This is a genomic window from Stenotrophomonas sp. TWI602 (genome assembly GCF_039674045.1).
Classification (GTDB): domain Bacteria; phylum Pseudomonadota; class Gammaproteobacteria; order Xanthomonadales; family Xanthomonadaceae; genus Stenotrophomonas.
This window is the reverse complement of the sequence record NZ_JBDJMT010000003.1, coordinates 304,462-330,501: the sequence shown is the minus strand read 5'-3', so window position 1 is coordinate 330,501 and position 26,040 is coordinate 304,462. Positions and strand designations below refer to the sequence as shown.

The following is a 26,040-nucleotide window of genomic DNA, read 5'->3' as shown; positions in this document are numbered from 1 at the left end:
GGCGCCTGTCTCTCCGCATTGAAGATCGAGGTTGAACGATGAGTACTGCTTCGGAATCCGCCAAGGCCGGCAAGCTCGGCTCGGTGGGCACCAATTTCTGGCTCGGCCTGCTGGCCGTGTCGATGATCGTGTTCGGCGTCAACACCGGCGTGGCGACCTGGCAGGGCAGTCGCCTGGCCAGTGCGAGCACCGATGCGGCGAACCTGCAGGTGCTCTCGCAGCAGCTGGCCAACCAGGGCCGTGAGGCGGTCTCGGGCAACGCGCAGGCGTTCACCGCGTTCAAGCTGACCAAGAGCGACATCGAAAGTACCGTCAGTGGGCTGCAGGGCCGCTACGGCACCGAGACCAATGTCGCCGGGCCGCTGAACACGCTGATCCAGACCTGGGAGCCGCTCGGCAAGAGCGCCGGCCAGCTGGTCGCCAGCGAACCGGCCGTGCTGGCCCTGGCCGGCAACGCGAACAACTTCGTCAACGGCGTGCCCGCCCTGCAGGCACAGCTGAACGAAGTGGTCCGCGCGATGTCGGCCAGTGGCGCGCCGTCCTCGCAGGTCTACAACGCCCTGCAGCAGGTCGTGGTGGTCGGCTCGATGGCCCGCCGTGTGACAGAAATGCGCGCCGGTGGTGCCAATGCGGCTGCCGCGGGCGACGCGCTCGCCCGCGACTCGGTGGTCTTCACCCAGGTGCTCGATGCGCTGCGCAACGGCAACGAGGAACTGGGCATTGCCGCGGTCCGCAACGGTCCGGCGCTGGCCGCGCTGGAGCAGTCGCAGAAGCAGTGGGACACCATGAAGCAGGATGCCGACGCCATCCTGGCCAGCTCGCGCCAGCTGTTCGCCGCGCAGTCCTCGGCCGCGGCCCTCACCGGCGGTTCGGCAGACATGCTGCGCGACAGCAAGAAGCTGTTCGAAGCCTTCTCTTCGTTCGGCTCGCTGCGCGATACCCGCCTGTTCCCCAACTTCTGGCTGGGCGTGGCGTCGGGTGCGTTGTCGCTGATCGCCATCATCGGCTTCGTCGGCAGCACGGTGCGCAGCCGCTCGCGCGAACAGGAACTGCGGTACCAGACCCAGGTGGAATACAACAGCCGCAACCAGCAGGCCATCATGCGGCTGCTGGACGAAATCAGCTCGCTGGGTGAAGGCGACCTGACGGTGAAGGCCTCGGTGACCGAGGACATGACCGGTGCCATCGCCGACGCCATCAACTACGCCGTGGATGAGCTGCGCCACCTGGTGACCACGATCAACGACACCTCGGCCAAGGTCGCCGTGTCGACCCAGGAAACCCAGGCTACCGCGATGCAGCTGGCCGAAGCGGCCGGCCACCAGGCCAACCAGATCACCTCGGCCTCCGACCGCATCGGCGAAATCGCCTCGAGCATCGAGCAGGTGTCGCGCAACTCGGCCGAGTCGGCCGACGTGGCGCAGCGCTCGGTGATCATCGCCGCCGAAGGTGCCGGCGTGGTGCGTGAAACGATCCAGGGCATGGACCAGATCCGCGACCAGATCCAGGAAACCTCCAAGCGCATCAAGCGCCTGGGCGAGTCCTCGCAGGAAATCGGCTCGATCGTGGAACTGATCAACGACATTTCCGAGCAGACCAACATCCTGGCGTTGAACGCCGCGGTACAGGCGGCTTCGGCCGGTGAGGCCGGTCGCGGTTTCGCGGTGGTGGCCGACGAAGTGCAGCGGCTGGCAGAGCGCACCTCCGGTGCGACCCGACGGATCGAAAACCTGGTGCAGGCCATTCAGGCCGATACCAACGAGGCGGTCAGCTCGATGGAGCAGACCACCGCCGAAGTGGTCTCCGGTGCACGCCTGGCCGAAGACGCCGGTACCGCGCTGACCGAAATCGAGCGCGTCTCCAACGCGTTGAACAACCTCATCAAGAACATCTCGATCGCTGCCCAGCAGCAGTCGGCCGCGGCATCGGACATCACCCGCACCATGGGCGTGATCCGTCAGATTACCGGCCAGACCTCGCAGGGCGCGGGACAGACCGCCGAGTCGATCGGCCACCTGGCACAGCTGGCGGCCGACCTGCGCCGCTCGGTCGCCGACTTCAAGCTGCCGGCGTGAGCCGCGGGCAGGGCGGAGAGGGAAGGAACAAGCAGATGATGCATCGCGAGAAATCACCGCACGCCATGTGCGCCGAGCTGCCGGGAGACCTGGCATGAGCACGCTGCGCGATGCCATGAGCCACGCTGCGCTGGGCTGGGTCAAGCCGGAGCTGGACGAGACCCTGCGCCAGGTGCGCAACGAGGTCGAGTACTACGTGGAAGACCCTGCCGATGGCAGCCGGATGCGCTTCTGCGCCGGCTACCTGCACCAGGTGCAGGGCACCCTGCGGATGGTCGAGCTGTATGCCCCGGCGATGGTGGCCGAGGAGCTGGAGCAGTTGGCCAATGCGATCGGTGCCGGTGAGGTGCCCGACCGTGATGAAGCCTGCGCCACGTTGATGCGTGGCAGCGTACTGCTGCCCGATTACCTGGAGCGCCTGCAGAACGGTCACCGCGATATTCCGATCGTGCTGCTGCCGCTGCTCAATGACATCCGGTCGGCCCGCGCCGCCCCGGGCATCAACGAGAGCGTGCTGTTCGCCTTCGCGCCGGACAGCGCGAGCGCCACCGAAGCCGAGCTGGATCACGCGCGGGGCAGCCTGAGCGGGCGCAACCGCGAACTGCTCGATACGGTCGGCAACGCGGTCAAGGAAGAACTGCTGCGCATCAAGGATGCGCTGGACCTGCACCTGCGTACCGGTGGCGAGCCGGTGCAGCTGCAGACCCAGGTCAACGAGCTGGGCGCGGTGGCCGATACGCTGGGCATGATGGGCCTGGGCGTCGCCCGCGGCGTGGTCGTACAGCAGCGCGATGCGCTGCGCGAAGTGGTCGAGGGCGTGCAGCAGATCGATGAAACGCTGCTGCTGGATATCGCCGGCGCGCTGCTTTACGTGGATGCCTCGCTGGATGACCAGGTCGCCCATCTGGGCGCCGGCGGCAGCGGCGAGGACGATCCGAGCGCGGTGGAGAACCGGCGCACGGTGGAGGTGCTGGCACATGAAGCCATCGCCAACTTCGCTGCGGCGCGCGAGCATTTCGTCGCCTTCATCGAAACCAACTGGAACCACCAGCAGCTGCAGGAAGTACCGCGCCTGCTCGGCGAGGTCGCCGGTGCCCTGCGCATGCTGGATCTGTCGGTTCCGGCCGATTACCTGCAGGGCGTGCGCCAGTACATCGCCGTTGAACTGCTCGGCAAGCAGCGCGTGCCCAGCGGGCGCCAGCTGGACACCCTGGCCGACGCCATGGCCAGCCTGGAGTATTACCTCGAGGCCCTGCGCGAACGTCGCCCGGGCCGCGATGACATTCTGGACATCACCCGCAGCAGCCTGGAAACCCTGCGTTACTGGCCGCTGCCGGCTGCCAACCAGCCGACCCCCGATACCGGGCCGGAGTCGTTGCCGGTCGCGGCCGAACCCATCGAGCTCACCCCGTGGGACACGCCTGCACCCGAGCCGATCCAGCTCGGCGTCACCGCCGACATCCCGCGCCCGGCCAACCTGCCGCCGCCGCTGCCGGACTTCACCTTCGATCCGCCGCCGGCGATCACCGCCCCGCTGCCCACGGCACCCGTGGCGCTGGTGTTCGATGCCTCCACCGCCCCGGTCGCCGCCGATGCGCCGCAGTGGACGCTGGCCAGCCATGACGATGTGGACGAACTGCCTACGTTTGCCCATTTCGATCCGGTCATTGCCGACGTGCCGGCCGGCGCCGGGTGGGACGTCGCGCCGCTGCCCTCCGTGCACGCCGATGCTGCGCACGATGAGGTGGATGTGGCGACGCCGGAGCGTGCGCCCGAGGTTTCCGACGTGTCGCTGGAGATGCCGGCCTTCGTGGCCACGGGCGCCGGGTTCGATCCGGTGGCCGCCGAGCACGAGATGCTGGAGCTGAGCGACGAGCCGATCGACTTCACCTTCGATGAGGACCTGCGCAACGCCGACGACGTGGTGTCGCTTCAGATCGATGACAGCGACACCGACACCGATAGCGTTGCCGCGCAGACGGCCGCGTCCAGCCCGTTCGCGCAGCGCGCGGTGGATGTGGAGGCCCTGCCGACGTTCCTGCAGGAGATTCCGGTGGCCTCGGCGGACGACGGTGTCGCCGAGCCGATCGAGGCGTTCATCGATGGCGCCGACACGGTGCCGCAGGCCGCGGCAGATGCCGCGCTGCCGCCGCCCGCCGTGCAGGATGCGGTCATCCGCCGTATCGAACTGGACGACGCATCCACCCGCTTCCTGGCCGAACTGGACGCCGCCGCCGCGCAGTTCCGCCCGGAAGGCGCCGACACCGGTACCGTGCCGGCCGCGTCTGCACCGGCAAGCCCGGCAGTGGCCGTGGCCGCCGACGACACCAGCATCGAGGCCGGCTTCGAGGACGATGGCGAGAACATCGACCAGGACATCCGCGAGGTCTTCATCGAAGAGTTCGACGAAGAACTGGTGAACCTGGGCAACCTGCTCCCGGCCTGGCGCATCGCGCCGGACAACCTGGACCGCCTGCGCCCGATCCGCCGCGTGTTCCATACCCTCAAGGGCAGTGGCCGGCTGGTCGGTGCGCGTACCTTGGGCGAGTTCAGCTGGAAGATCGAGGGCATGCTCAACCGCGTGCTCGACGGCAGCCGTCCGGCCTCGCCGGCCGTGGTCGCCCTGGTCGGCCAAGCCTACGAGGTGCTGCCGCAGCTCAACGCCGCGCTGCGCGATGGCAGCCGTGTCACCGCCGATCTGCAGGCCATGCAGGCCATCGCCGATCGTGTGGCCGCGGGTGAGGAGACCTTCCATGTGCCGCTGCAGCGTGCGGCTGCAGCGCCCGTGGCGATGGCCGTGGACAGTGGGACGACTGACGCCGCGCCGATGATCGAGAGCACACCGGCCAATATCGACAGTGTGCTGCGCGAGATCCTGGAAGCCGAGGTCGAGGTCCATCAGGCCACGCTGCAGGCGTGGCTGGATGCCGCCACCGATGCACCGCAGCCAGTGACCGACGGGCTGCTGCGCGCCGTGCACACCATGAACGGCGCCTTCGCCATGACCGACGTGCCGGAGATCACGGCGGTCACCGGTGCGGCGGAAAGCTACATCAAGCGTTCCCTGGCCGCCGATGTACTGCCCAGCGCGGCAGGTATGGACGCGCTGGCCGAGACCTGCATCGCGATCACCACCACCATGGCGGCACTGCAGGACGAGGCGCCGCGGGTGCCCGTGCAGAACGCGTTGGCGGCCCGCCTGGTTGCCCTGGCCGATACGTTGCCGGAAGCGCGCTGGCCGGCACTGGTCGAGGACGATCTGGACCTTGTGGATGACGAACCGTACGCCGAGGCGACTGAAGCGGCAGATGCGGGAGCATTCAACGAAGCGACGGCTGCAGATGCCGTGGAAGCGGCTGCCATCGACGTGGATACAGTCGAGGGCAGGGCAGCAGACGCGGATACGGTTGAAGCGGTTGAAGCGGTTGAAGCGGTTGAAGCAATCGAAGCAGTCGAGGCCGTTGAGGCATACGACGTCGTCGAAGCAGCAGATGCGCACGACGCTACGGTTACCGACGAGCAGCAGGCCGGGATCGATGCCGATGGCCTGAGCGTGATCGAGCCCGGTCGCGCGGTCGCTGTGGCCGACGACGATGCCCTCATCGCCATGGAACTGACGGGCACGGACGACCTGTCCGCCTATTTTGATGCCGAGCTGCCGGACACCGCGCGCGAAGCAGATGCGCTGGCGTCGCCGGACGTCGCGGCCGACGCGGATCTGGCGTCTGTGCATGCAGGCCTGGAAGCCGTCGAGCTGACCTCGGCCGAGGATCTCTCACGTTACTTCGATCATTTCGCCGAGCCGGTCACGCCGGAACGTCCGGTCGACGTCGGCGCTGAAACCGCCTCCGCCTCCAACACGGACACGGACACGGACACGGACGCCAGGGCCGAAGCCGAAGGCGTCGCAGACACCGCGACCGACACCCGGTCCGGCGTGGAAGCGGCGACCGTGGACGTCGCCGACGGTCCGGCCGCTGATGTCGATGCCCATGCCCATGCCGTTGAGCAGGGCAGCGACTACGCGGTCGCCGTCGATGACGCGGCCAACGACAGCGGGAGCGACACCGATCCGGACAGCGAGGAAGACGCGCACGCGCTGGATGAGGTCCTGCCGCCGCCGCCGGCGTTTGGTGAGGTGGTGGACGCCCAGCAGGCGGTGGATGACGGTTTGACCGTCGTCGATGCGCCGGATGCCTCCGATACCGGCGTGCTCGGTCTGGACGCCACGGATGAGAACACCGGCGAAGCCGATGCGTTCGCCGAGGCGATCGAGGCCACGGCGCCCGATGTCTCCGCCGACGCGGCCACCCCGGCGCGCTTCTTCGAACTGGAGGACGCACCCGCTGCAACCTTCACGACCGCCCCGGAAGCCGATGATGTCCGGCCCGTGGACGCCACCGACAGCGACGACCTCGCGCCGGGCGATGCGCTCGATTTCACCCTGCTCGACCAGGAGCTGGTCGATATCTTCGTGGAAGAGGGCAAGGACCTGCTCGACCACTGCGATGGCCTGATCAGCGAACTGCGTGCCGCGCCCCAGGACCGCGACGTGATCGCCGGCCTGCAGCGCGACCTGCATACCCTCAAGGGGGGCGCGCGCATGGCCGGGATCAACCCGATCGGCGATCTTGGCCACGGCATTGAATCGCTGCTGGAAGCCGTCGCGGCCAACCGCACCGATATCGACCGCAGCGACGTGCATCTGCTGGAGCGCGGGTTTGATCGCCTGCACCAGCTGCTGACCCGGACCGGGCAGCACCGCACCGTGGCGATGCCCGACGACCTGATCGCCGCGTTCGAGCAGCGTACCCAGGGCCGTGTCGAGCCGGAACAGATCGAGACCACCGAGCCGCCGCTTGCGTCCGGCGATGCCAAGGTCGAGGCCGCCATCGCCGCGCTCGTGGCGGCGCCGCTGTCGGCACCGGTCCCGCTGGAAACCGTCAGCGAGGAAGATGGTCTGCCGCGGCCGCAGCAGGAACAGGTGCGCGTGCGCGCCGATCTGCTCGACCGCCTGGTCAACCACGCCGGTGAAGTAGCGATCTACCGTTCGCGTCTGGAGCAGCAGCTCGGTGCCTTCCGGGGCGCCATGGGCGAACTGGACCGTACCAATGCCCGTCTGCGCGATCAGCTGCGCCGCCTTGATCTGGAAACCGAAGCGCAGATCGTGGCGCGCTATCAGCGTGAGCAGGACCAGGCCGATCACAAATTCGACCCGCTGGAACTGGACCGCTTCTCCACGCTGCAGCAGCTCAGCCGCGCGCTGAACGAGTCCGCGGCTGACTTGGGCGGTCTGCAGGGCGTGCTGGACGATCTGTCGCGCCAGTACGACGTGCTGCTGCAACAGCAGTCGCGCGTCAGTTCGGAGCTGCAGGACGGCCTGATGCGCGCGCGCATGGTGCCGTTCGATGGTCTCGTGCCACGCCTGCGCCGGGTCGTGCGCCAGGCCGGCCAGGACACCGGCAAGCAGGTTCACGTCACCCTCGAAGGGACCCACGGCGAACTGGATCGCAACGTGCTCGACCGCATGGTCGCGCCGTTGGAACACATGCTGCGCAACTCGGTGGCGCATGGCCTGGAAACCCCGGAACAGCGCCGGGCCGCGGGCAAGCCGGAGGAGGGCGAAATCGCCATCCGCCTGCGTCGCGAAGGCTCGGAAATCGTGCTGGAAGTGGCCGACGATGGCGCCGGGCTGGACCGCGAGGCGATCCGTCGCCGCGCCGAACAGCGTGGCCTGATCGCCGCCGATGCCGTGCTCAGCGATGCCGAACTGGATGCGATGATCTTCTCGCCCGGCTTCAGCACCGCCGACCAGGTCAGCCAGCTGGCCGGCCGTGGCGTGGGCATGGACGTGGTCCACAACGAAGTGCGCCAGCTGGGTGGTTCGGTGGACATCCACTCGGTCAGCGGCCAGGGCGTTACCTTCACCCTGCGCCTGCCGCAGACGTTGGCGGTCACCCAGGCGGTGTTCGTGCAGATCGGCGAGACCACCTTTGCCGTGCCGGTGGCCTCGGTCAGTGGTATCGGCCGGATCTCGCGCGAGCGCTTTGAAACCGCCAACGGCGGCTACCACTACGGTGGCGAAGAATTCGCGTTGCATGATCTGGGGACGCTGATCGGCCAGGCCCAGGCCCGCGCCGAAGGCCAGGCCCAGGTGCCGCTGCTGCTGGTCCGCGCTGGCGACCTGCGCGTGGCCGTGGCGATCGACCAGGTGCTGGGCAACCGCGAAATCGTGGTCAAGCCGGTCGGCCTGCAGATCGCTTCGGTGCCGGGCATCTACGGTGCGACGATCACCGGCGATGGCCGCGTGGTGGTGATCCTGGACGTGGCCCCGCTGGTGCGCCGCTACCTGGCCAACCCGCACAAGCCGATCACCGCCGCAGCCAAGGTCAGTGATCGCGATGTACCCCTGGTGATGGTGGTCGACGATTCGCTGACCATGCGCAAGGTCACCGGCCGCATCCTGGAGCGCCACAACTTCGAGGTCACGGTCGCCCGTGACGGTATCGAAGCTCTGGAGCGCCTGGATGAGCGCGTGCCCGACCTGATGCTGCTGGATATCGAAATGCCGCGCATGGACGGTTACGAGCTGGCCAGCGTCATGCGCGCCGACCCGCGCTACCAGGGTGTGCCGATCGTGATGATCACCTCGCGCAGCGGCGACAAACACCGTCAACGCGCCTTTGAACTCGGTGTCCAGCGCTACCTGGGCAAGCCGTACCAGGAACTGGATCTGATGCGCAACGTGTATGACCTGCTGGGGATCGCCCGTGCACGCGAGTGATGCCCATCCCCTGTTGACGGTGGCCCTGCTGGCCCGTTCCGGCCCGGCACGCGACCGCCTGCGCGAAGCGCTCGACCATGCCGGCGCCCGCGTGGTGCTGGAGGACGACCCCAACACGCTCGACCTGCAGGTCCTGCGTGATGCCGATCCCGGTGCGGTCCTGATCGCGCTGGAACCGGCAATCGAAGACGCCCTGGAGCGGTTGGATCCGGTGCTGGGTTCGCCGTCATTGACCCTGATCTTCGACGAAGCCGAGCTGGCTGCACGCCGCGACGGCTGGGAAGCGCAGCGCTGGGCACGGCATCTGGTGGCCAAGCTGCACGGCCATCAGGACGTGCTGCCGCCGGGTTCGGAACAGGACCAGCAGCTGCAGCCCGAACCGGGTCTGCCGGTCACCCCGGCGCAGCTGCATGCCGACGCACCGCTGGCGTTCCATCTGCGCGAAGCCGAGGATGCGGCCGCCGAGGTGCCGGCCGATGGCCTGTACCAGGCGCCGGCGGAGTTGCACGAGCCGGTGTCGCTGGAAGAGGCGCTGGCGGCGCTGCAGCCGGTGGCGCCCGAGCCGATCGCACCGGCGATTCCACCGATTCCGGCCTCGGCACCACCCGCCGCGGCCGCTGCCGTATCGATCGGCGATCACCGCCGGTGGTCGCTGGTGGACGATGACGGTGCTGTCGCGGCGCCCCCGTCGATCAGCGACACGGCGCCGGCACCGGAGCGCTTCGACATCGAACGTCTGTCACTGGTCGAGCTCGAACCCGAGGCCGGTTCCGCCGGTGGCTGCGCGGGCGCGGTGCTGGTCCTGGCCGGCATCGGCGGGCCGGATGCGCTGCGCCGCCTGCTGGCCGCGCTGCCCGAATCGCTGAACACCGCCGTCCTGGTGCATATGCGCCTGGACGGCGGCCGCTACGGCAATCTGGTCAAGCAGATGGCACGGGTGTCCGCACTGCCGGTGCTGCTGGCCGAGGACGCCCAGCCCGTTGAAGCCGGCCAGGCCTACATCCTGCCCGACGACATCGGCATCGCCGTGCGGCAGGGCAGCCTGCAGTTCATCGCCGACACCGCCGGCATCCAGATCGAGGCATTGCCGGCCGCGCACAGCGGCGTGGTCCTGCTCAGCGGGGCGGACGCCGCCCAGGTGGACGCCGTGCTCGCCCTGGCCGCCGCCGGTGCCTGGGTGGCCGGTCAGATCGGCGAAGGCTGCTATGACCCGACCGCAGCCAGTGCGGTGGTTGCTGCCGGGCAGGACGCCGGGGAACCGCCGCAGTTGGCCGCCACCATCGCCGCACGCTGGGGCGTGGACGCCTGAGTGGCGCCGACGCATCTTTGAAGGAAGACCCATGAGCTACGCCAGCAACGACGAAATCCGCGGTGTCCTGATCCAGGCCGGGCACGAACGCGTGCTGCTGCCCAACGCCACCGTGGCCGAAATGATGTCCAAGGTACCGGTCGAAACCGTTCCCGATGCGCCGGCCTGGCTGGTCGGACAGATCGCCTGGCACGGCTGGGACGTGCCGTTGCTGTCCTTCGCCCGGTTGTCCGGGCAGGGTGACGAGCCGGTGGTGGCCAACAACAAGGTTGTCGTGCTCAAGGCGCTGGGCGGCAATCCGCGCCGGCCCTACTTCGCGCTGCTGACCCAGACCTTCCCGCAGCTGATCGCAGTGCCGCGCGACGGGCTGTTGGCCGACGCCTCCGAGGAAACCCTGCCGCAGGGCGTGCACATGCGCGTGCTGCTGGGCGAACAGAGCGCGCTGCTGCCGGACCTGGACGCGCTGGAAGCGGCGCTGGACGAATCCTTCCCCGTGGCGGGGTGAGGTTGCGCATTCGCGAAACCTCCCCGCGATTTGCTTCGCAAACCGCGGGCCCCCCGCGTCACAATCTCCCAGATCCACGCGCCTGCCGGCGCGCCCCCTTGACTCAAGGGGGCCATGGCTCCAGATGAATCAAGGGGGCAGAAGGAACAACGTTGTTTTTCAGCCCAGATCGCCCAACCGTGCCTGCACGGCAGCGATCGCCGCCAAGCCTGCGGTCTCGGTGCGCAGCACGCGCGGGCCCAGCTGCAAGCCCTGGAAGCCCGCCGCGGCCAGCGCCTGGCGGTCGCGCGGCGACCAGCCGCCTTCCGGGCCGATCGCGATCACCACCCCGCCCGGTGCGGCCGAGAGCGTCGACAAGCGATGCTCGCCCTGTGGATCCAGGGTCAATTTCAATGCCTCGGCCGGGACCGCGTTGGCGGCGTCCTGCAGCGAGCGCGGCGCGGCCACGGTCGGCACGCGGGCGCGGCCGGATTGGCCACAGGCCGAGACCACCACACTGCGCCAGTGCGCCAGTCGCTTCTCGGCACGCGCTGCATCCAGCTTCACTTCGGTGCGTTCGGCGTTGACCGGCACGAAGGCCTGCACCCCGAGTTCGGTCGCCTTCTGCAGGATCAGGTCCATCTTTTCCCCGCGGGCAATGCCCTGCAGCAGGGTGATGTGCAAGGGCGATTCGTTGTCCAGCGCGGTGGCCGCCTCGATCCGTACCTGCGCATCGCGCTTGCCGACGGTCACCAGGGTGGCGCTGTAGTCCTGGCCATCGCCGTTGAACAACACGCAGCCATCGCCTTCGCGCAGGCGCATCACGCGCACCAGATGGTTGGCGGCGTCTTCGGGCAGTGCCAGTGTTTGTCCGACCGCCAGCGGATGGTCGATATGGCTGCGGGTCACGCGCATGCGATGGCCTCGTCGATGGCGGCGAGGGTGGTCAGGGCAAGCAGGTCCAAGTGTTCATCCTCAACGCAGTACGGCGGCATCCAATACAGCACATTGCCCAGTGGGCGCAGCACCACGCCGCGTTTGAGCGCCGCTTTATAAGCATGCAGCCCGATCCGGGCCTCGGCCGGGAATGGCGTGCGTTTGTCGCCGTTGCGGGTCAGCTCGAACGCCACCACCATCCCGGCCTGGCGTACATCGGCGACATGCGCGTGGTCGGCGAACGGTGCGGCCAGGGTGCGCATCACCTCGGCAGTGCTGCGGTTGCGTGCAATCACGTCTTCGTCGGCGAAAATATCCAGGGTCGCCAGCGCGGCGGCGCAGGCCAGCGGATTGCCGGTGTAGCTGTGCGAATGCAGGAAGGCGCGCTCGCGTGAATCATCCAGGAAGGCGTCGTACAGCGCCTGGGTCGCCAGCACCGCCGACAGCGGCAGGAAACCGCCGGTCAGGCCCTTGGACAGGCACAGCAGGTCCGGCATCACCCCGGCCTGCTCACAGGCGAACATCGTGCCGGTGCGGCCGAAGCCGGTGGCGATCTCATCGGCGATCAGGAAGGCACCATTGGCATCGCACAGCGCGCGCGCACGCTGCAGATAGACCGGGTCGTACATGCGCATGCCCCCGGCGCACTGCAGGCGCGGTTCCAGGATCACCGCGCAGATTTCGCCCGGGTGCTGGTCGAACAGCGTGGCCAGTGCATCGGCCGCCTGGTGCGCGCGCTGGGCGGCACTCTGGCCCGGTTCGGCCAGGTAGGCGTCGGGCGACGGGGCGAACAGCGCCTCGGTCAGCAGCGGCGCATACACGCGCCGATACAGCGGGATATCGCCGACGGACAGCGCCCCCAGGGTTTCGCCGTGATAGCCGTTCTCCAGCGCGACGAACCGGGTGCGGTGGTTCTCGCCACGGTTGCGGAAATAGTGGAACGCCATCTTCAGCGCCACTTCCACCCCGGCCGAGCCGTTGTCGGCATAGAACACCTTGGCCAGCGGGTCGCGCCCGGCCTGGCGGGGGGCGATCGCCAGCAGGCGCTCGGCCAGCCGTACCGCCGGCTCATGACTGAAGCCGGCCAGCATCACCTGTTCCAGCTGGGTGGCCTGCTGGGCAATGGCCGCACCGATGCGCGGTTGCGCATGGCCGAACAGATTGGTCCACCAACTGCTCACCGCATCCAGATAGCGATGGCCGTCATGGTCGATCAGCCACGGGCCTTCGCCGCGGGCGATCGGCAGCAGGGGCAGGGTGTCGGGATGCTCACGCATCTGGGTGCACGGGTGCCACAGCACGGCCAGATCGCGTTGCCGCCACTGATCGGCCAGCGTGAGGGGGGCTGGGTCTGCTAGCATTTCGGGCTCATGAACACGTTTTCACCAGTACCCATTCTAGAGATGCTCGCATGAGCCGTCGCCTGCCCATCATCCACCAGATCACGGACGAGGAAAGCGGGCCGTTCCAGCGCCAGCATCTGGATCTGGAGTTTTCCAATGGCGAACGCCGCCGCTTCGAGCGGCTGGTGACCCGCGGTCACGGCGCGGTGGTGGTGGTGCCGATGCTCGATGACGAGACCGTGCTGCTGGTGCGTGAATACGCCGCCGGCATGCACCGGTATGAGCTGGGGCTGGTGAAAGGCCGCATCGATGCCGGCGAAACCCCCGAGCAGGCCGCCGACCGTGAGTTGAAGGAAGAGGCCGGTTACGGCGCCCGCCGGGTCGACGTGCTGCGCGCGATGACTTTGGCCCCCACCTATATGAGCCACCAGTCCTGGCTGGTGGTGGCGCGGGATCTGTACCCCGAGCGCCTGGTCGGTGATGAACCGGAGGAGCTGGAGGTCGTGCCGTGGAAGCTGGCCGATCTGGACCAGTTGATGCTGCGCGAGGATTTCTCCGAAGGCCGATCGCTGGCGGCGCTGTTCATCGCACGCGAGTGGCTGGGGCGGAAGGAATGATCAAACTCACGACGGATCTGCGCGAAACCGTCATCGCCATCGCCCAGGACGCGGCCGCCGCCATCATGGCGGTGTATGCCACGCCGTTCGATGTGGAAATCAAATCCGACCACAGCCCGGTCACGGCAGCCGATCTCGGCGCCAACCAGGTGATCGAGCGTGGGCTGGCCCAGCTCACCCCGGAGCTGCCGATCCTCTCCGAAGAATCGGCGCAGGTGCCGTGGGAGATCCGCCAGCACTGGGGCGCCTACTGGCTGGTCGATCCGCTGGATGGCACCCGCGAATTCGTCAAACGCAACGACGAGTTCAGCGTCAACATCGCACTGATCTACCAGGGCGCGCCGGCGTTCGGCGTGGTGCTCGCCCCGGCCACCGGCCAGATCTGGCATGCGATGCGCGGCGAACTCGCCTACCGCCGCGACGGCATGCGCGATTCGGTGCTGCGCACCCGTACGCCCGCTTCGGCCCCGCTGCGGGTAGCCGCCAGCCGCTCGCACCGCAGCGAGCAGACGCAGGCGCTGCTGGATCGCATGGGCGATATCGAGGTGCTCGCCCAGGGGTCCTCGCTCAAGTTCTGCCGCCTGGCCGAAGGCACGCTGGACGTGTACCCGCGGCTGGGCCCGACCTCCGAGTGGGATACCGCCGCCGGGCAGTGCGTGCTGCACGCCGCCGGGGGCGCGGTGCTCTCGGCCGAGACCGGCAAGCCGTTCCGCTACAACCGCCGCGAGAGCCTCTTGAACGGCGACTTCATCGCGCTGGGCGATACCCGCCTGCCGTGGCGCGCGTGGCTGCCCGCCTGACCTGACTGGAGCAACGATGCCTGCCACCCCCGAACTGGACCGCCTGCTGGGCATCATGGCGCGCCTGCGCGACCCGCTGCAGGGCTGCCCCTGGGACCTGCAGCAGGACTTCGCCAGCATCGCGCCGTACACCATCGAAGAAGCCTACGAGGTCGCCGATGCGATCGACCGTGGCGATCTGGATGACCTCAAGGATGAGCTCGGCGATCTGCTGCTGCAGGTGGTCTTCCACGCGCAGATGGCGCAGGAGCAGGGGGCGTTCGGGTTTGCCGACGTCGCCCGCGCGATCAGCGACAAGATGGAGCGTCGCCATCCGCACGTGTTCGCCCAGGTCCAGGTGGACGGGGCCGAGGACGTCAACAGCAACTGGGAGGCGATCAAACGCGCCGAGCGCGTTGCCAAGGGCCACACCGATACCTCGGCGCTGGCCGGCATCTCGCGTGGCCTGCCGGAGTGGCAGCGGGCGGTGAAGCTGCAGGCACGCGCGGCACGGGTCGGGTTCGACTGGCCGGGCCCGGCGCCGGTGATGGACAAGGTGCGCGAAGAACTGGACGAAGTCGCCGCGGAATTCGCGCGTGGCCCGGTCGAGGAAAATCACGCGCGCCTGCAGGAGGAGCTGGGCGATCTGCTGTTCGTCTGCGCCAACCTGGCCCGCCACGCCAAGGTCGATGTGGGCGCTGCGCTGCGTCTGGCCAACCACAAATTCGAACGACGCTTCCGCGCGATGGAGGCCCAGGCCGATGCAGCGGGGCAGTCCATGGCCGCGCTGGATCTGGAGGCGCAGGAGGCGCTCTGGCAGCAGGCCAAGGCGGACGAGCCCGCCGCGTGAAGACGCTGCTGCTGTTCGTGCTGACCGCCGTGGCCGAAATTGTCGGCTGTTACCTGCCGTGGCTGTGGCTGCGCAAGGACGGCAGTGCGTGGCTGCTGCTGCCGGCGGCCGTCAGCCTGGCGCTGTTCGCCTGGCTGCTGACCCTGCACCCGACCGCCAGCGGGCGCGTCTACGCCGCCTACGGCGGGGTCTATATCGGCACCGCGCTGATGTGGCTGTGGCTGGTGGATGGCATCCGCCCCAGCCGCTGGGACCTGCTCGGCGTCGGCCTGTGCCTGGCCGGCATGATGGTCATCATGTTCGCCCCGCGCACCGCCTGAACCTGGTTGACGGCCCGCCAGGGCACTTCCCGATGCCGGTGTGAAGGTGCCGTGGCTATACTCGGCGTTACGAATCCGGGGAAAGGGAGTGACCTGATGTTTCCGACCATGCTGTTCTCGCTGGTGCTGGCCTTCGTGGCCGTCGTCATCCTCTTCAAGGCCGTGCGGATGGTGCCGCAGGGCTACGAATGGACCGTGGAGCGCTTCGGCCGTTACACCCACACCATGTCGCCCGGCCTGCACTTCCTGATCCCGATCGTCTACGGGGTCGGCCGCAAGGTGAACATGATGGAGCAGGTGCTGGACGTGCCGAGCCAGGAAGTGATCACCAAGGACAACGCCGCCGTGCGCGTGGATGGCGTGGTGTTCTTCCAGGTGCTCGATGCGGCCAAGGCGGCCTACGAGGTCGCCAACCTGGAGGTGGCGATGATCGCGCTGGTGCAGACCAACATCCGCACCGTGATCGGCTCGATGGATCTGGATGAATCGCTCAGCCAGCGGGAGGTGATCAACGCCCAGTTGCTGAGCGTGGTCGACCATGCCACCAACCCGTGGGGCGTGAAGGTGAACCGCATCGAGATCCGCGATATCCAGCCGCCGCGCGATCTGCTCGATGCGATGGCGCGGCAGATGAAAGCCGAGCGCGAAAAGCGCGCGCAGATCCTGGAAGCCGAAGGCTCGCGTCAGTCCGAGATCCTGCGCGCCGAAGGCGAGAAGCAGGCCACCGTGCTGGAGGCCGAGGGCCGCAAGGAGGCGGCCTTCCGCGATGCCGAAGCGCGCGAGCGCCTGGCCGAGGCGGAGGCCAAGGCAACCACGATGGTCTCCGAGGCGATCGCCCAGGGAGACGTGCAGGCGATCAACTACTTCATCGCGCAGAAGTATGTGGAAGCATTCAAGGAACTGGCGACCTCGCCGAACCAGAAGCTGGTGCTGATGCCGATGGAGGCCAGCGGCGTGATCGGCTCGATCGCCGGCGTGGCCGAACTGGCGCGCGAGGCGTTCGCCAAGCAGGAAGAGAAGAAAGCCACGCGCGGCGTCCCGCCGCGGATCGGAGGCTGACATGCGCTGGGAAGTGGTGGCCTGGGGCGCGCTGGCACTGGTGCTGTTCGCCGCCGAGGCGCTCGCGCCCGGCGCCTTCATGTTGTGGATCGGGATCGGTGCGGCGGCCGTGTTCGTGCTGGTCGCGGTGTTCGCCGAGATCCCGCTGCTGTGGCAGGTGGTCGCCTTCGTGGTGCTCAGCGTGGTCTCGATCCAGTGCTACCGGCGCTGGGGGCGATCACACGATCGCCAGAGCGACCAGCCGCTGTTGAACCGGCGCGCCGAGCAGTTGATCGGGCGGGTGGTCGTGCTCGACCAGGGCATCGTGGCCGGCAAGGGCCGGGCCAAGATCGACGATGCATTCTGGGTGGTCGCCGGGCCGGATCTGCCGGCCGGCAGCCCGGTGCGCGTGGTGGCGGTGGAAGGGATGACGCTGAAGGTACAGCAGGCCTGATCCTCGGTTTTCCCGCACCGCCGCAGGCGTTGTGAAGACGGTTCTGGGATAATGATGGCTTGCCTTCATTCCCCCGGAACCGGTCATGACCCAGAAGACGCTTCTCAACGATACCCACCGCGCACTCGGCGCCAAGATGGTCGACTTCGGTGGCTGGGACATGCCCATTCATTACGGTTCGCAGCTGGACGAGCACCACCTGGTGCGCAGCGATGCCGGCATGTTCGACGTCAGCCACATGACCGTGGTGGATCTGCGTGGTGAGCAGGTCAAGCCGTTCCTGCGCACGCTGCTGGCCAACTCGGTGGACAAGCTCAAGGCCACCGGCAAGGCCCTCTACTCGTGCATGCTCAATGCCCGCGGCGGCGTGATCGACGACCTGATCGTCTATTACATGGCTGACGATTTCTTCCGCATGGTGGTCAACGCCTCCACCCGCGAAAAGGACCTGGCCTGGATCCGCGAGCAGGCGGCAGCCTTCAACGTGGAGGTCATCGAGCGCGAAGAGCTGGCCATCATCGCCGTGCAGGGCCCGACCGCACGCGAGCGCGTGATCGGCCTGCTGGGCGAGGGCGACCGCGCCGCGCTGGAAAAGCTGGGCCGCTTCGCTGCCCTGGAGACCGCCACCGCCGACGGCACCGCGCTGTTCGTGGCGCGTACCGGCTACACCGGTGAAGACGGTTTCGAGATCCTGCTGCCGCAGACCGCCGTGGTCGCCTTCTGGAATGCGCTGAGCGCCGCCGGCGTGCGTCCGGCCGGCCTGGGTGCGCGCGATACGCTGCGCCTGGAAGCCGGCATGAATCTCTATGGCCAGGACATGGACGAGGAGATCACACCTTATGAGGCCGGCCTGGCCTGGACCGTGGCACTGGACGAAGGCCGCGACTTCATCGGGCGCGACGTGCTCGAGGCGCAGAAGGCGGCGGGCAACGCCCGCCAGCTGATCGGCCTGGTCATGGATGAGAAGGGCGTGCTGCGTCACGGCCAGGCGGTGCTCACCGCCAGCGGTGAGGGCGAGATCCTGTCGGGCACCTTCTCGCCGACCCTGGGCAAGGGCATCGCGTTCGCCCGCGTGCCGGGCGGCGAACTGGGCGAGGTCCGCGTGGATATCCGTGGCAAGCAGATTCCGGTCCGCGTGGTGAAGTTCCCGTTCGTGCGCGAAGGCCAGGCCCAGCCCGGCGTGTTGATCGACGGCTGATGCCGTGATGTATCCGGTGCGGACGCGTTCGTGTCCGCGCCGGTTGGTTACACTACCCCCGTTTCTTGACCCCCCCTGATATTCCTCGGAGCAGTCCCATGAGCGAGATCCCCGGCGACCTCAAATTCCTCAAGTCCCACGAGTGGGCACGCGTTGAAGGCAGCGGCCGCGTCACCGTCGGTATTTCCGACCACGCCCAGGGCCTGCTTGGCGACCTGGTCTATGTTGAACTGCCGGAGGTTGGCCAGGAGGTCAAGGCCGGCGAACAGGCTGCCGTGGTCGAGTCGGTGAAGGCCGCTTCGGACGTGTACAGCCCGATCACCGGCACGGTGGTCGAGGTCAATTCGGCCCTGAGCGACAAGCCGGAAACCATCAACGAAGACGCCTACGGCGACGGCTGGATCTATGTCGTCGAAGTGGCGGGCCTGGACGAAGTCAACGACCTGCTGGGTCCGGACGACTACGCCGAGCTGCTGGAAAACGAAGATCACTGATCGTCGTTTCCGCTGAAGAACGGCCGCCCGGTGCGGCCGTTTTTTTTTGCCCGCGCGTCGGGCGCGCGCCGATCGCGTTAGTAGTGCGTGAGGATTGCAGTGCGCGCGCGATGGGCGATGATCGCGACGGCTGGCTCATGACGATCGGTTCGGTGCCGATGCGCGCCGGCGATCTGGTCTGCGCCGACGCGCCAATGGCATGCCGAACAGGTATCCCGGCGGACGTGCGGCGATGTTCAACGGCGAACGCCAGGCGCGAACGTGTCGGTCCCGAACGGTCAAAAGTTTGCGCAGTTACGCAAATCGGGTGGAAAAAAGCGCGGGCAGATGTGAAAAGTTTTGCGGTCTGTTTAAGGTGCGCACGGGGAGTCCTGTGGCAGGGGTGGTGGCATGCGATGCGCGCGTGGCGTTGCAGGACGGCGCACGGCGTTGTTGCGATGTCGCTACACGAAAGTGCTTCTTTTAAGTGCTTTTCTTTTCTGTGTTGCCTGTGTTCGGTTGCGTGGGGTGTTCGCGGTGGCGTTGGCATGGCGCTCTCGTCGGCTCGATGACGGGTACGCAGAGGGGGCCGCGGCAGGGTGCCGGTGTGAAAATTTTTCGCCGGGGTTGTTGACAGTGAAAAAAAGCGTGATTAGGTTTCGCCTCAGCAGACCTTGCCTGCGAACAGAGTGAGCAGAATCGACATCAAGTCGCGAAGCACAACCTGGACATCCACCTCGCGTCCGATGACGGTGGAGATGGCTTCGCTTCCTTCAGCGAACCGCAAGACCCTTCCTGATCCGATATCTGCCTGGCCGCATGTGGCAGGTGTCTCCGTATCCGTCACGACGCGCATGACGCGACGGCGGTCCCCGCGACGCAGCAACGGCGGGTTTGCTTTACCTGGGCGTTTCCACTCCATAGATCACTGACGAGGAGCCATCCCATGGCAACCAAGAAAGCTGCGAAGAAAAAGCCGGCCGCCAAAAAGGCAGCCAAGAAGGTCGCTAAAAAGGCGACTGCCAAGAAGGCCGTGAAGAAGGTAGCCAAGAAAGCCGCTGCCAAGAAGACGGTGAAGAAGGCGGCCAAGAAGGCGACCGCTCGCAAGGCAGCCGTAAAGAAGACGGCCAAGAAGGCCGTGAAGAAGACGGCAAAGAAGGCTGCGACCAAGAAGACCGCAAAGAAGGCAGTGAAGAAGACGGCGAAGAAGGCCGTCAAGAAGACGGCGAAGAAAGCCGTCAAGAAGACTGCAAAGAAGGCAGCTGCCAAGAAGACCGCGAAAAAGGCGGTAAAGAAGACGGCCAAGAAGGCGACCCGCAAGGTAGCCAAGAAGGCCGCTCCGAAGAAGGCTGCCAAGAAGACCGCCAAGAAGGCCACCCGCAAGGTAGCCAAGAAGGCCACCGCCAAGAAGGCGACTGCCCGCAAGGCTCCGGCCAAGAAGGCATCCGCGAAGAAGGCAGTGAAGAAGGTCGCAAAGCGCAAGCCGGCCGTTCGCAAGAAGAAGGCCGCGCCGGTCGCGCTGCCGGCAACCCCGGCACCGCTGATCTGAGTTTTTCCCGATAGCCGTACCTGAGACTCCTTCCCTGGCAGCCCAGCGGGGAAGGAGTTTTTTTATGGGCGATACCAAAAAACCAAAAAAAAGGCGGCCATCCGGCCGCCTTTTTCGATGCCACCTGCGGGCGGGATCAGCGCGGTGAAGCGACCGCGCGGTTCGACGAGACACCCTTGCGCTTGCCTTGCGGGGCGGCGTCTTCGGCCATCAGGTTGTCGCTGCCGAAGTCGGTGTCCACGTCCAGCCAGCGCTGGGTCGGCAGGCCCATGGCCTGGTCCAGTACGGTGGGCAGCAGGCCGCTGGGCAGGCTGCTTTCGCCGTTCCACATGATGGCAATGCCGAGGTCGCGCTCGGGCACCAGGGCGACCAGGCCGCGATAGCCCTGGACGGCACCGGCGTGGAAGATCACTTCATGGCCGGCGTAATCGAAGGTGCGCCAGCCAAGCGCGTAGCCGGCCGAGTTGAGGCGCTCGCGGCGCCAGCCCGAGCGCATCTCACCGGGGGTGCTGATCAGGCTGGCATGCAGCGTGGCCAGCAACGGAGCGGGCAGTACGTCGGGGCGATGGCCGGTGTGTGCCAGCAGCCACTGCGCCATGTCGCTGGCACTGGCGTTGACGCCGGCGGCCGGGGCGAGGCGGTAGTAGGTCGGCTTGGGCGTGAGCGCGACCCAGCCATTGCGGCTGCGCACATGCGGGCGCGCCCAGCGCGAGCTGGCCTGGATGCCGGCCAGGCCAAGGCTGGCATCATCCATGCCCAGCGGCTTGAACAGGCGACGCTCGACGGACTGTTCGTAGAAGCTGCCGGAGGCGGCGTAGACCACATCACCGATCAGGCTGAAGGCCACGTTCTGGTAGGCGTAGCAATCGCCGGGCAGGCACTTGAGCGAGGTGGCCGCCAGCTTGTGGGTGAGTGTGTAGTACTCGGCGTTGGCTTCGACGTCGCGGTCATAGGCGTTGTAGGGCAGGCCGACGCGGTGGCTGAGCAGATCGGCCACGGTCAGGCGCTCGGTTGCTTCGGGCGTGCTCAACTGGAAGCCGGGCACGTAGTCGGTGACCTTGCTGTCCCAGCGCAGGGTGCCATCGTTGACCAGCAGGCCGGCCATGGTGCCGGCGAAAGCCTTGGACAACGAGGCCAGGCGGAACACGGTGTGGGCATCGACCTGCTGTGGATTGTTGACGTCGGTGACACCGTAGCCGCGCGCGCTGAGCACGCGGCCGCCCTGCACGATGGCAACCGCCATGCCCGGCACGCGCTCGCCGTAGGTGAGCTGCTGCGCCATCGATTCGATCGAGGCCACGTTGAAACCCTGCGCGGGCGGCTGCACTTTCAGGCCGGCCGGCGTGGTGCGATACGCGGCAGGCTGGGTATGCGGGGCGGCGGTCGGCGCCGATTCCTCGATGTTGACCGGGAACCCGGCGGGCGCAGCGGCGGGTGTCTGTGCAGTGGAAGACATGGCGATGGGCATCAACATGCCCAACAACCCGGTTGCCGCCGAACGGATCGGTCGGCGCCTGTTGTTCTGGTTCATCGTATGGGTGCCCGTGCGCGACTGCTGTGACCGATTCTAGCGCCGCTTTTCGTGATTGCACAAACGAATCGAAGATGAATGCGTATCGCGTTGAAAACGCGTGGGTTTTGCCAATCCCGAGCGGATCCGGCGCGCCGGGGGGAGGGCGGTCCAGCGCACCCCTGTTCAGGCAGTGGCGGCGGTCCGGATCCAGTGTGCGGCCCGCTCGGCGATCATCATGGTCGGTGCATTGGTATTGCCGCTGATCAGGCGCGGCATCACCGAGGCGTCCACCACCCGCAGCCGTTCGGTGCCGTGCACGCGCAGGGTGCCCGGATCGACCACCGCCTCGGCATGCTGCCCCATCGCGCAGGTCCCGACCGGGTGGTAGATGGTCTCGGCCTTGGCCCGGATGAAGGCTTCCAATGCTGCGTCGTCCAGCGCGTTGTGCGCGGGGAACACCGGCGCGCCGCGCCAGCGGTCAAACGCAGGCTGCTGCAGGATCCTGCGCGACAGCCGGGCGCATTCAAGCATCATCTTCAGATCGTGGCCGGCGGCGTCACCCAGGTAGTTGGCGTGGATGCGCGGCGGTGAGCGCGCATCGGCATCACGCAGGCGCAGCTGCCCGCGGCTGTGCGGGTGCAGCGGGCAGGCATGCAGCGTATAACCATCGCCCGGCAGCCGGTGGCGGCCGTGGTTGTCCAGCATCGCCGGGACGAAATGGAACTGGATGTCGGCGCGGGCCTCCGTAGCCAGCGACGAGCGGGCGAAGCCGCCGGCCTCGGCCAGGTTGCTGGTGCCGGCACCGCGGTGGCCGCGCAGGAAGTAGTCCACGGCGATGCGCAGTTCGCTGCTGCGGTCGTAGCTGACCCCCGGGCCGGTGTGCACGACGGTGCAGATGTCCAGGTGGTCCTGCAGGTTGCGGCCGACACCGGGCAGATCCACGCGCGGGGTGATGCCGTGGCAGCGCAGCGTGTCCGCCTCGCCGATGCCGGAGAGCATCAGCAGGTGCGGGGAGTGGATGGCGCCGGCGCTGAGGATCACCTCCGCGCCCGCGCGTGCGTGGAGGTGGTGCGCGCCACGCCGATAGTGCACGCCGGTCGCCGTCGTGCCCTGGAAACTCAGCGCGGTCGCCTGCGCCCCGGTGAGCACCGTCAGGTTGCGCCGGTGGCGTGCCGGGCGCAGATAGGCGTCCGCGCTCGAACACCGTGCACCGTCGCGCTGGGTGACCTGGTACAGCCCGACGCCGAGCTGCTGGTCACCGTTGAAGTCCGCATTGTGGGGATGGCCGGCCTGCTGTGCGGCGGCGATGAAAGCGGCCGACAGGGGATTGTGGTGGCGCAGGTCGGACACCGACAGCGGTCCTGCGGCGCCGTGCAGCGCGCTGGCACCGCGGCTGTTGCGCTCGCTGTGCAGGAACCAGGGCAGCACCTGGTCCCAGCCCCAGCCGATGGCGCCACCCGCTTCCCAGTCGTCGTAGTCGGCCGGTACGCCGCGCACGTAGCACATCGCATTGATCGAACTCGAGCCCCCCAGCACCTTGCCGCGCGGCCACCACAGGCGACGGCCCTCCAGTGCAGGCTCCGGCTCGGTCTCCAGGTTCCAGTTGATGCGGCGGTTGTTGACCAGCCGCGCCAACCCGGCCGGCATATGGATGAAGGGGTTGGTATCGCGCGGGCCCGCTTCCAGCAGCAGTACCCGGCAGGCCGGGTCTTCGCTGAGCCGGTGGGCCAGCACGCAGCCGGCAGAACCGGCTCCAATCACGATGTAGTCGTACATGCCGCTCCTTGCCGGGGTGCGCACCGAGCATAAGACAGGTTGGGGCAGGCAGGGGCTGCGGGGTGCGCCACGCAGCGTTGCGCCGATGGGCGTGACGGAGGCTGGCGATGTTGCGGTGCATCGTTTACCTTGCGCGCTTCGACGCCCGGAGTTCCCCACATGCTGCCGTTGCAACGCCCCCTGTCCGCGCAGAGCGGGCAATGACCGCGGCGACCGGGACCGGCACGGCAGCCGGTGGGATGCTGAGTGCGTGGCGGCGTTCGCCGCCGCTGATCTGGGCTTCGCTGTACTTCTTCTGCCTGCTCAGCGGCTACTACGTCCTGCGCCCGGTGCGCGAAGCGATGGCGGCCTCGTCGGATCTGCAGACCGTGTTTCCGCTGCCGCTGATCCAGTGGTTCGCCGGGCACGGGATCGCCCTGCAGGACTTCGTGCTGCAGTTCCTGTTCACCTGCGTGTTCTTCATCATGCTGGTGCTGCAGCCGCTGTACGGCGCGCTGGTGAGCCGCTATCCGCGCCGGGTGTTCCTGCCGGCGGTGTATGGGTTCTTCATTGTCACCCTGCTCGGCTTCTACGTGATGTTCGAGACCGGCGTGCCCGGGCGGGGGATGGCGTTCTTTTTCTGGATCACCGTCTTCAACCTGTTCGCGGTCGCCGTGTTCTGGAGCTTCATGGCCGACGTGTTCTCCAACGTGGAGGCGCGCGCGTATTACGGCTATCTCGGCGCGGCCGGGACGATCGGCGCATTCCTTGGGCCGATCATCACCTCGGCGCTGGTGCAGCGGGTCGGCATCGCCAATCTGATGCTGGTCTCGGCCGGCTTCCTGTTGATCTGCCTGGGCTGCATCTGGCGGCTGCGGCTGTGGGCGGTGGCACGCGAACAGGAGCGGCAGCTGGTTTCCGGTGAGACGCCGATGGGCGGCAGCGTGTTCGATGGCCTGAAGCTGATCGTGCGTGAGCCGATGCTGCGCTGGCTGGCGCTGATGGTGCTGTTCGGCGTGGGCGTAGGCACGATGCTCTACAACGAGCAGGCCTCGATCGTGCGCCGCCTGTACCCCGATGCAGCGGCAAGCACGGCGTTCTTTTCACGCGTGGACCTGGCGGTGAACACGCTGACCCTGATCATCCAGCTTGGCTTCACGCGCTGGTTGCTGTCGCGGTATGGGATCGCCCCGGCGCTGTTGATTCCCGGCGTGGCGATCATCATCGGGTTCTCGATCCTGGCGGCCTCCCCGTTGCCCTTGATGGTGGCGATGGTGCAGGTCATGACCCGCGCCAGCGAATTCTCGCTGGCCAAACCGGCGCGCGAGACGATCTACACCCGTGTGGACCGCCAGTGGCGCTACAAGGCCGGCGCGGCGATCGACACCGTGGTCTACCGCGGTGGCGATCTGACCTTCGCCTGGGTGCACAAGGGACTGTCCCTGTTCGGTTCGCACATTGTGTTCGTTGGTGGGCTGGTCGTGGCCGGGGCGATGACCGTCGCAGCATTGGGCCTACTGCGCGAGGAAAAGAAGCTGCCGGGCGAGCGTCCGGAGTAAGCTCTCTGCAGTCTTCCAGGAACCTGAGCCCATGTATTGGATCGCGCTGTCGTTGACCCTGTTGGTCGCCCTGCTGCACGTGTATTTCCTGGTCCTGGAAATGTTCCTGTGGACCAAGCCGCTGGGATTGAAGACCTTCCGCAATACGCCGGAAAAGGCGCAGGCCACGCGGGTCCTGGCGGCCAATCAAGGGCTGTACAACGGCTTCCTTGCCGCGGGCCTGTTCTGGGGGCTGTTCGATCACCTGCCGATGCTGGTCAACTTCATGCTGGGCTGCGTGATCGTGGCCGGCTGCTATGGCGCGTACAGCGTCAACAAGCGGATCTTCTTCATCCAGGCTGTGCCGGCAATGCTGGCCGTGGCCGCGTGGTGGATGGTGCCGGCCTGACAGGTGCCAGCCACGCATGGCGTGGCGCTACCCTGCGACAGACGGATCGGATGCAGAGCCACCCCATGGGTGGCTGCGCGGCACCGATCAACGCTTGACCGGCGACACCCACATGGCGATCCGTGCCTCGAACACGGCCGTGCCGGCGTCATCGCGCACCTGCACCTTCACCGGCAGCGCGTAACCCGCCTCGGCCGCCACGATCGGCTGCTCCGGCGTGGCCACGGCATACTGGGTGCCCGTCGCCTTGGCCAGGTACTGCACCTCCATGCCCTTCGGGATCCAGCGCATGCCCTTGGGCAGCGACGCATCCACCATCAGCCCGGCGGTGAGCTCAGCCAGGTTGCACAGCGCGATCGCGTGCACCGTGCCGATGTGGTTGGTGACCTTGCGCCGGTGCGCGATGCGGCCTTCGCAGCGGCCCGGTTCGAGCAGCGTGATGCGCGGGGCGATGCTGGCGAAGTAGGGCGCCTTGACGCACACCGCGCGCGAGAACAGCCAGTTGCCGGCAGGCCAACGCTGCATGCGGCGGTAAAGCGTGAGCAGTGGAGCGGACATCGGGGGGCTCCCTAAAGAAACGGCGGACCGAAGTCCGCCGTTGTGGTTTACCTGGTGG

At 67.5% G+C, this 26,040-nt stretch carries 18 protein-coding genes and 2 pseudogenes; 14 read left to right on the top strand and 6 right to left on the bottom strand.

Translation table 11 applies throughout. From position 1 onward, the window contains the following. The first annotated feature begins 38 nt into the window (after nucleotides 1-38). The 4 genes from ABE483_RS06015 (at nucleotide 39) to ABE483_RS06000 (ending at nucleotide 10,673) form a co-directional block, all read left to right on the top strand. On the top strand, nucleotides 39-2,075 hold the full coding sequence (locus ABE483_RS06015; RefSeq protein WP_313210486.1) for a methyl-accepting chemotaxis protein: 2,037 nt from the start codon (nucleotides 39-41) through the stop codon (nucleotides 2,073-2,075). A 94-nt stretch (nucleotides 2,076-2,169) separates the two neighbouring features. Continuing rightward, nucleotides 2,170-8,859 carry an Hpt domain-containing protein gene (locus ABE483_RS06010; protein WP_346481330.1) on the top strand — a complete coding sequence of 2,230 codons (6,690 nt, stop codon included), beginning with the start codon at nucleotides 2,170-2,172 and terminating at the stop codon, nucleotides 8,857-8,859. Then, nucleotides 8,825-10,168 carry a chemotaxis protein CheB gene (locus ABE483_RS06005; RefSeq protein ID WP_346481329.1) on the top strand — a complete coding sequence of 448 codons (1,344 nt, stop codon included), beginning with the start codon at nucleotides 8,825-8,827 and terminating at the stop codon, nucleotides 10,166-10,168. The genes ABE483_RS06010 and ABE483_RS06005 overlap by 35 nt, the downstream gene beginning before the upstream one ends. Nucleotides 10,169-10,199: 31 nt before the next feature. Next, complete coding sequence (locus ABE483_RS06000) at nucleotides 10,200-10,673, top strand: chemotaxis protein CheW (RefSeq protein ID WP_121039036.1); 474 nt, start codon at nucleotides 10,200-10,202, stop codon at nucleotides 10,671-10,673. A 159-nt stretch (nucleotides 10,674-10,832) separates the two neighbouring features. Here ABE483_RS06000 and ABE483_RS05995 read toward each other — a convergent pair whose 3' ends face one another. Beyond that, the gene (locus ABE483_RS05995) at nucleotides 10,833-11,567 is read right to left on the bottom strand and encodes a 16S rRNA (uracil(1498)-N(3))-methyltransferase (protein ID WP_346463268.1); all 735 of its coding nucleotides are present in this window, start codon (nucleotides 11,565-11,567) and stop codon (nucleotides 10,833-10,835) included. Beyond that, nucleotides 11,558-12,949, bottom strand: a complete 1,392-nt coding sequence (bioA, locus tag ABE483_RS05990) for an adenosylmethionine--8-amino-7-oxononanoate transaminase (protein ID WP_313219740.1) — start codon at nucleotides 12,947-12,949, stop codon at nucleotides 11,558-11,560. Before bioA ends, ABE483_RS05995 begins: the two co-directional genes overlap by 10 nt. A 50-nt stretch (nucleotides 12,950-12,999) precedes the next feature. Between bioA and nudE the strand changes: the two genes are divergently transcribed. The 8 genes from nudE (at nucleotide 13,000) to gcvH (ending at nucleotide 18,681) form a co-directional block, all read left to right on the top strand. Continuing rightward, the gene (gene nudE / locus ABE483_RS05985; protein WP_121039027.1) at nucleotides 13,000-13,548 is read left to right on the top strand and encodes an ADP compounds hydrolase NudE; all 549 of its coding nucleotides are present in this window, start codon (nucleotides 13,000-13,002) and stop codon (nucleotides 13,546-13,548) included. After that, a complete protein-coding gene (gene cysQ, locus ABE483_RS05980) occupies nucleotides 13,545-14,348 on the top strand; it encodes a 3'(2'),5'-bisphosphate nucleotidase CysQ (RefSeq protein ID WP_121039024.1) in 804 nt (267 codons plus the stop codon). Before nudE ends, cysQ begins: the two co-directional genes overlap by 4 nt. Before the next feature lie 16 nt (nucleotides 14,349-14,364). Next, nucleotides 14,365-15,177, top strand: a complete 813-nt coding sequence (gene mazG / locus ABE483_RS05975) for a nucleoside triphosphate pyrophosphohydrolase (RefSeq protein WP_313210499.1) — start codon at nucleotides 14,365-14,367, stop codon at nucleotides 15,175-15,177. Beyond that, nucleotides 15,174-15,497: a YnfA family protein gene (locus ABE483_RS05970; RefSeq protein ID WP_313210501.1), complete on the top strand. Its 324-nt coding sequence runs from the start codon at nucleotides 15,174-15,176 to the stop codon at nucleotides 15,495-15,497. The genes mazG and ABE483_RS05970 overlap by 4 nt, the downstream gene beginning before the upstream one ends. 96 nt (nucleotides 15,498-15,593) lie before the next feature. Next, nucleotides 15,594-16,556, top strand: a complete 963-nt coding sequence (locus tag ABE483_RS05965) for an SPFH domain-containing protein (RefSeq protein WP_046272684.1) — start codon at nucleotides 15,594-15,596, stop codon at nucleotides 16,554-16,556. A 1-nt stretch (nucleotide 16,557) separates the two neighbouring features. Next, nucleotides 16,558-16,989, top strand: coding sequence for an NfeD family protein (locus ABE483_RS05960; protein ID WP_313210505.1), 432 nt, complete (start codon nucleotides 16,558-16,560; stop codon nucleotides 16,987-16,989). Nucleotides 16,990-17,074: 85 nt separating this feature from the next. Further along, a complete protein-coding gene (gene gcvT, locus ABE483_RS05955) occupies nucleotides 17,075-18,187 on the top strand; it encodes a glycine cleavage system aminomethyltransferase GcvT (RefSeq protein WP_313219742.1) in 1,113 nt (370 codons plus the stop codon). A gap of 98 nt (nucleotides 18,188-18,285) precedes the next feature. Beyond that, nucleotides 18,286-18,681 (top strand): glycine cleavage system protein GcvH, encoded by a 396-nt coding sequence (gene gcvH, locus ABE483_RS05950; protein ID WP_123730439.1) that lies wholly within the window; start codon nucleotides 18,286-18,288, stop codon nucleotides 18,679-18,681. A gap of 924 nt (nucleotides 18,682-19,605) precedes the next feature. Here gcvH and ABE483_RS05945 read toward each other — a convergent pair. From ABE483_RS05945 to ABE483_RS05935, 3 genes and pseudogenes are all read right to left on the bottom strand, one after another. Next, a pseudogene (locus ABE483_RS05945) lies at nucleotides 19,606-20,085 on the bottom strand (hypothetical protein); the annotation flags it as partial. A 260-nt stretch (nucleotides 20,086-20,345) separates the two neighbouring features. Next, nucleotides 20,346-21,740 (bottom strand): serine hydrolase domain-containing protein, encoded by a 1,395-nt coding sequence (locus tag ABE483_RS05940; protein WP_313210510.1) that lies wholly within the window; start codon nucleotides 21,738-21,740, stop codon nucleotides 20,346-20,348. A gap of 165 nt (nucleotides 21,741-21,905) precedes the next feature. Next, nucleotides 21,906-23,529: pseudogene (locus ABE483_RS05935) on the bottom strand (choline dehydrogenase). A gap of 169 nt (nucleotides 23,530-23,698) precedes the next feature. Here ABE483_RS05935 and ABE483_RS05930 point away from each other — a divergent pair. Continuing rightward, nucleotides 23,699-25,036: an MFS transporter gene (locus ABE483_RS05930; RefSeq protein WP_313210512.1), complete on the top strand. Its 1,338-nt coding sequence runs from the start codon at nucleotides 23,699-23,701 to the stop codon at nucleotides 25,034-25,036. A 31-nt stretch (nucleotides 25,037-25,067) separates the two neighbouring features. Continuing rightward, nucleotides 25,068-25,424, top strand: coding sequence for a DUF1304 domain-containing protein (locus tag ABE483_RS05925; protein ID WP_313219745.1), 357 nt, complete (start codon nucleotides 25,068-25,070; stop codon nucleotides 25,422-25,424). An 87-nt stretch (nucleotides 25,425-25,511) separates the two neighbouring features. Here the strand turns inward: ABE483_RS05925 and ABE483_RS05920 are convergent, their stop codons facing one another. After that, nucleotides 25,512-25,982: a hotdog fold domain-containing protein gene (locus tag ABE483_RS05920; protein ID WP_313219746.1), complete on the bottom strand. Its 471-nt coding sequence runs from the start codon at nucleotides 25,980-25,982 to the stop codon at nucleotides 25,512-25,514. Between the last annotated feature and the right edge of the window lie 58 nt (nucleotides 25,983-26,040).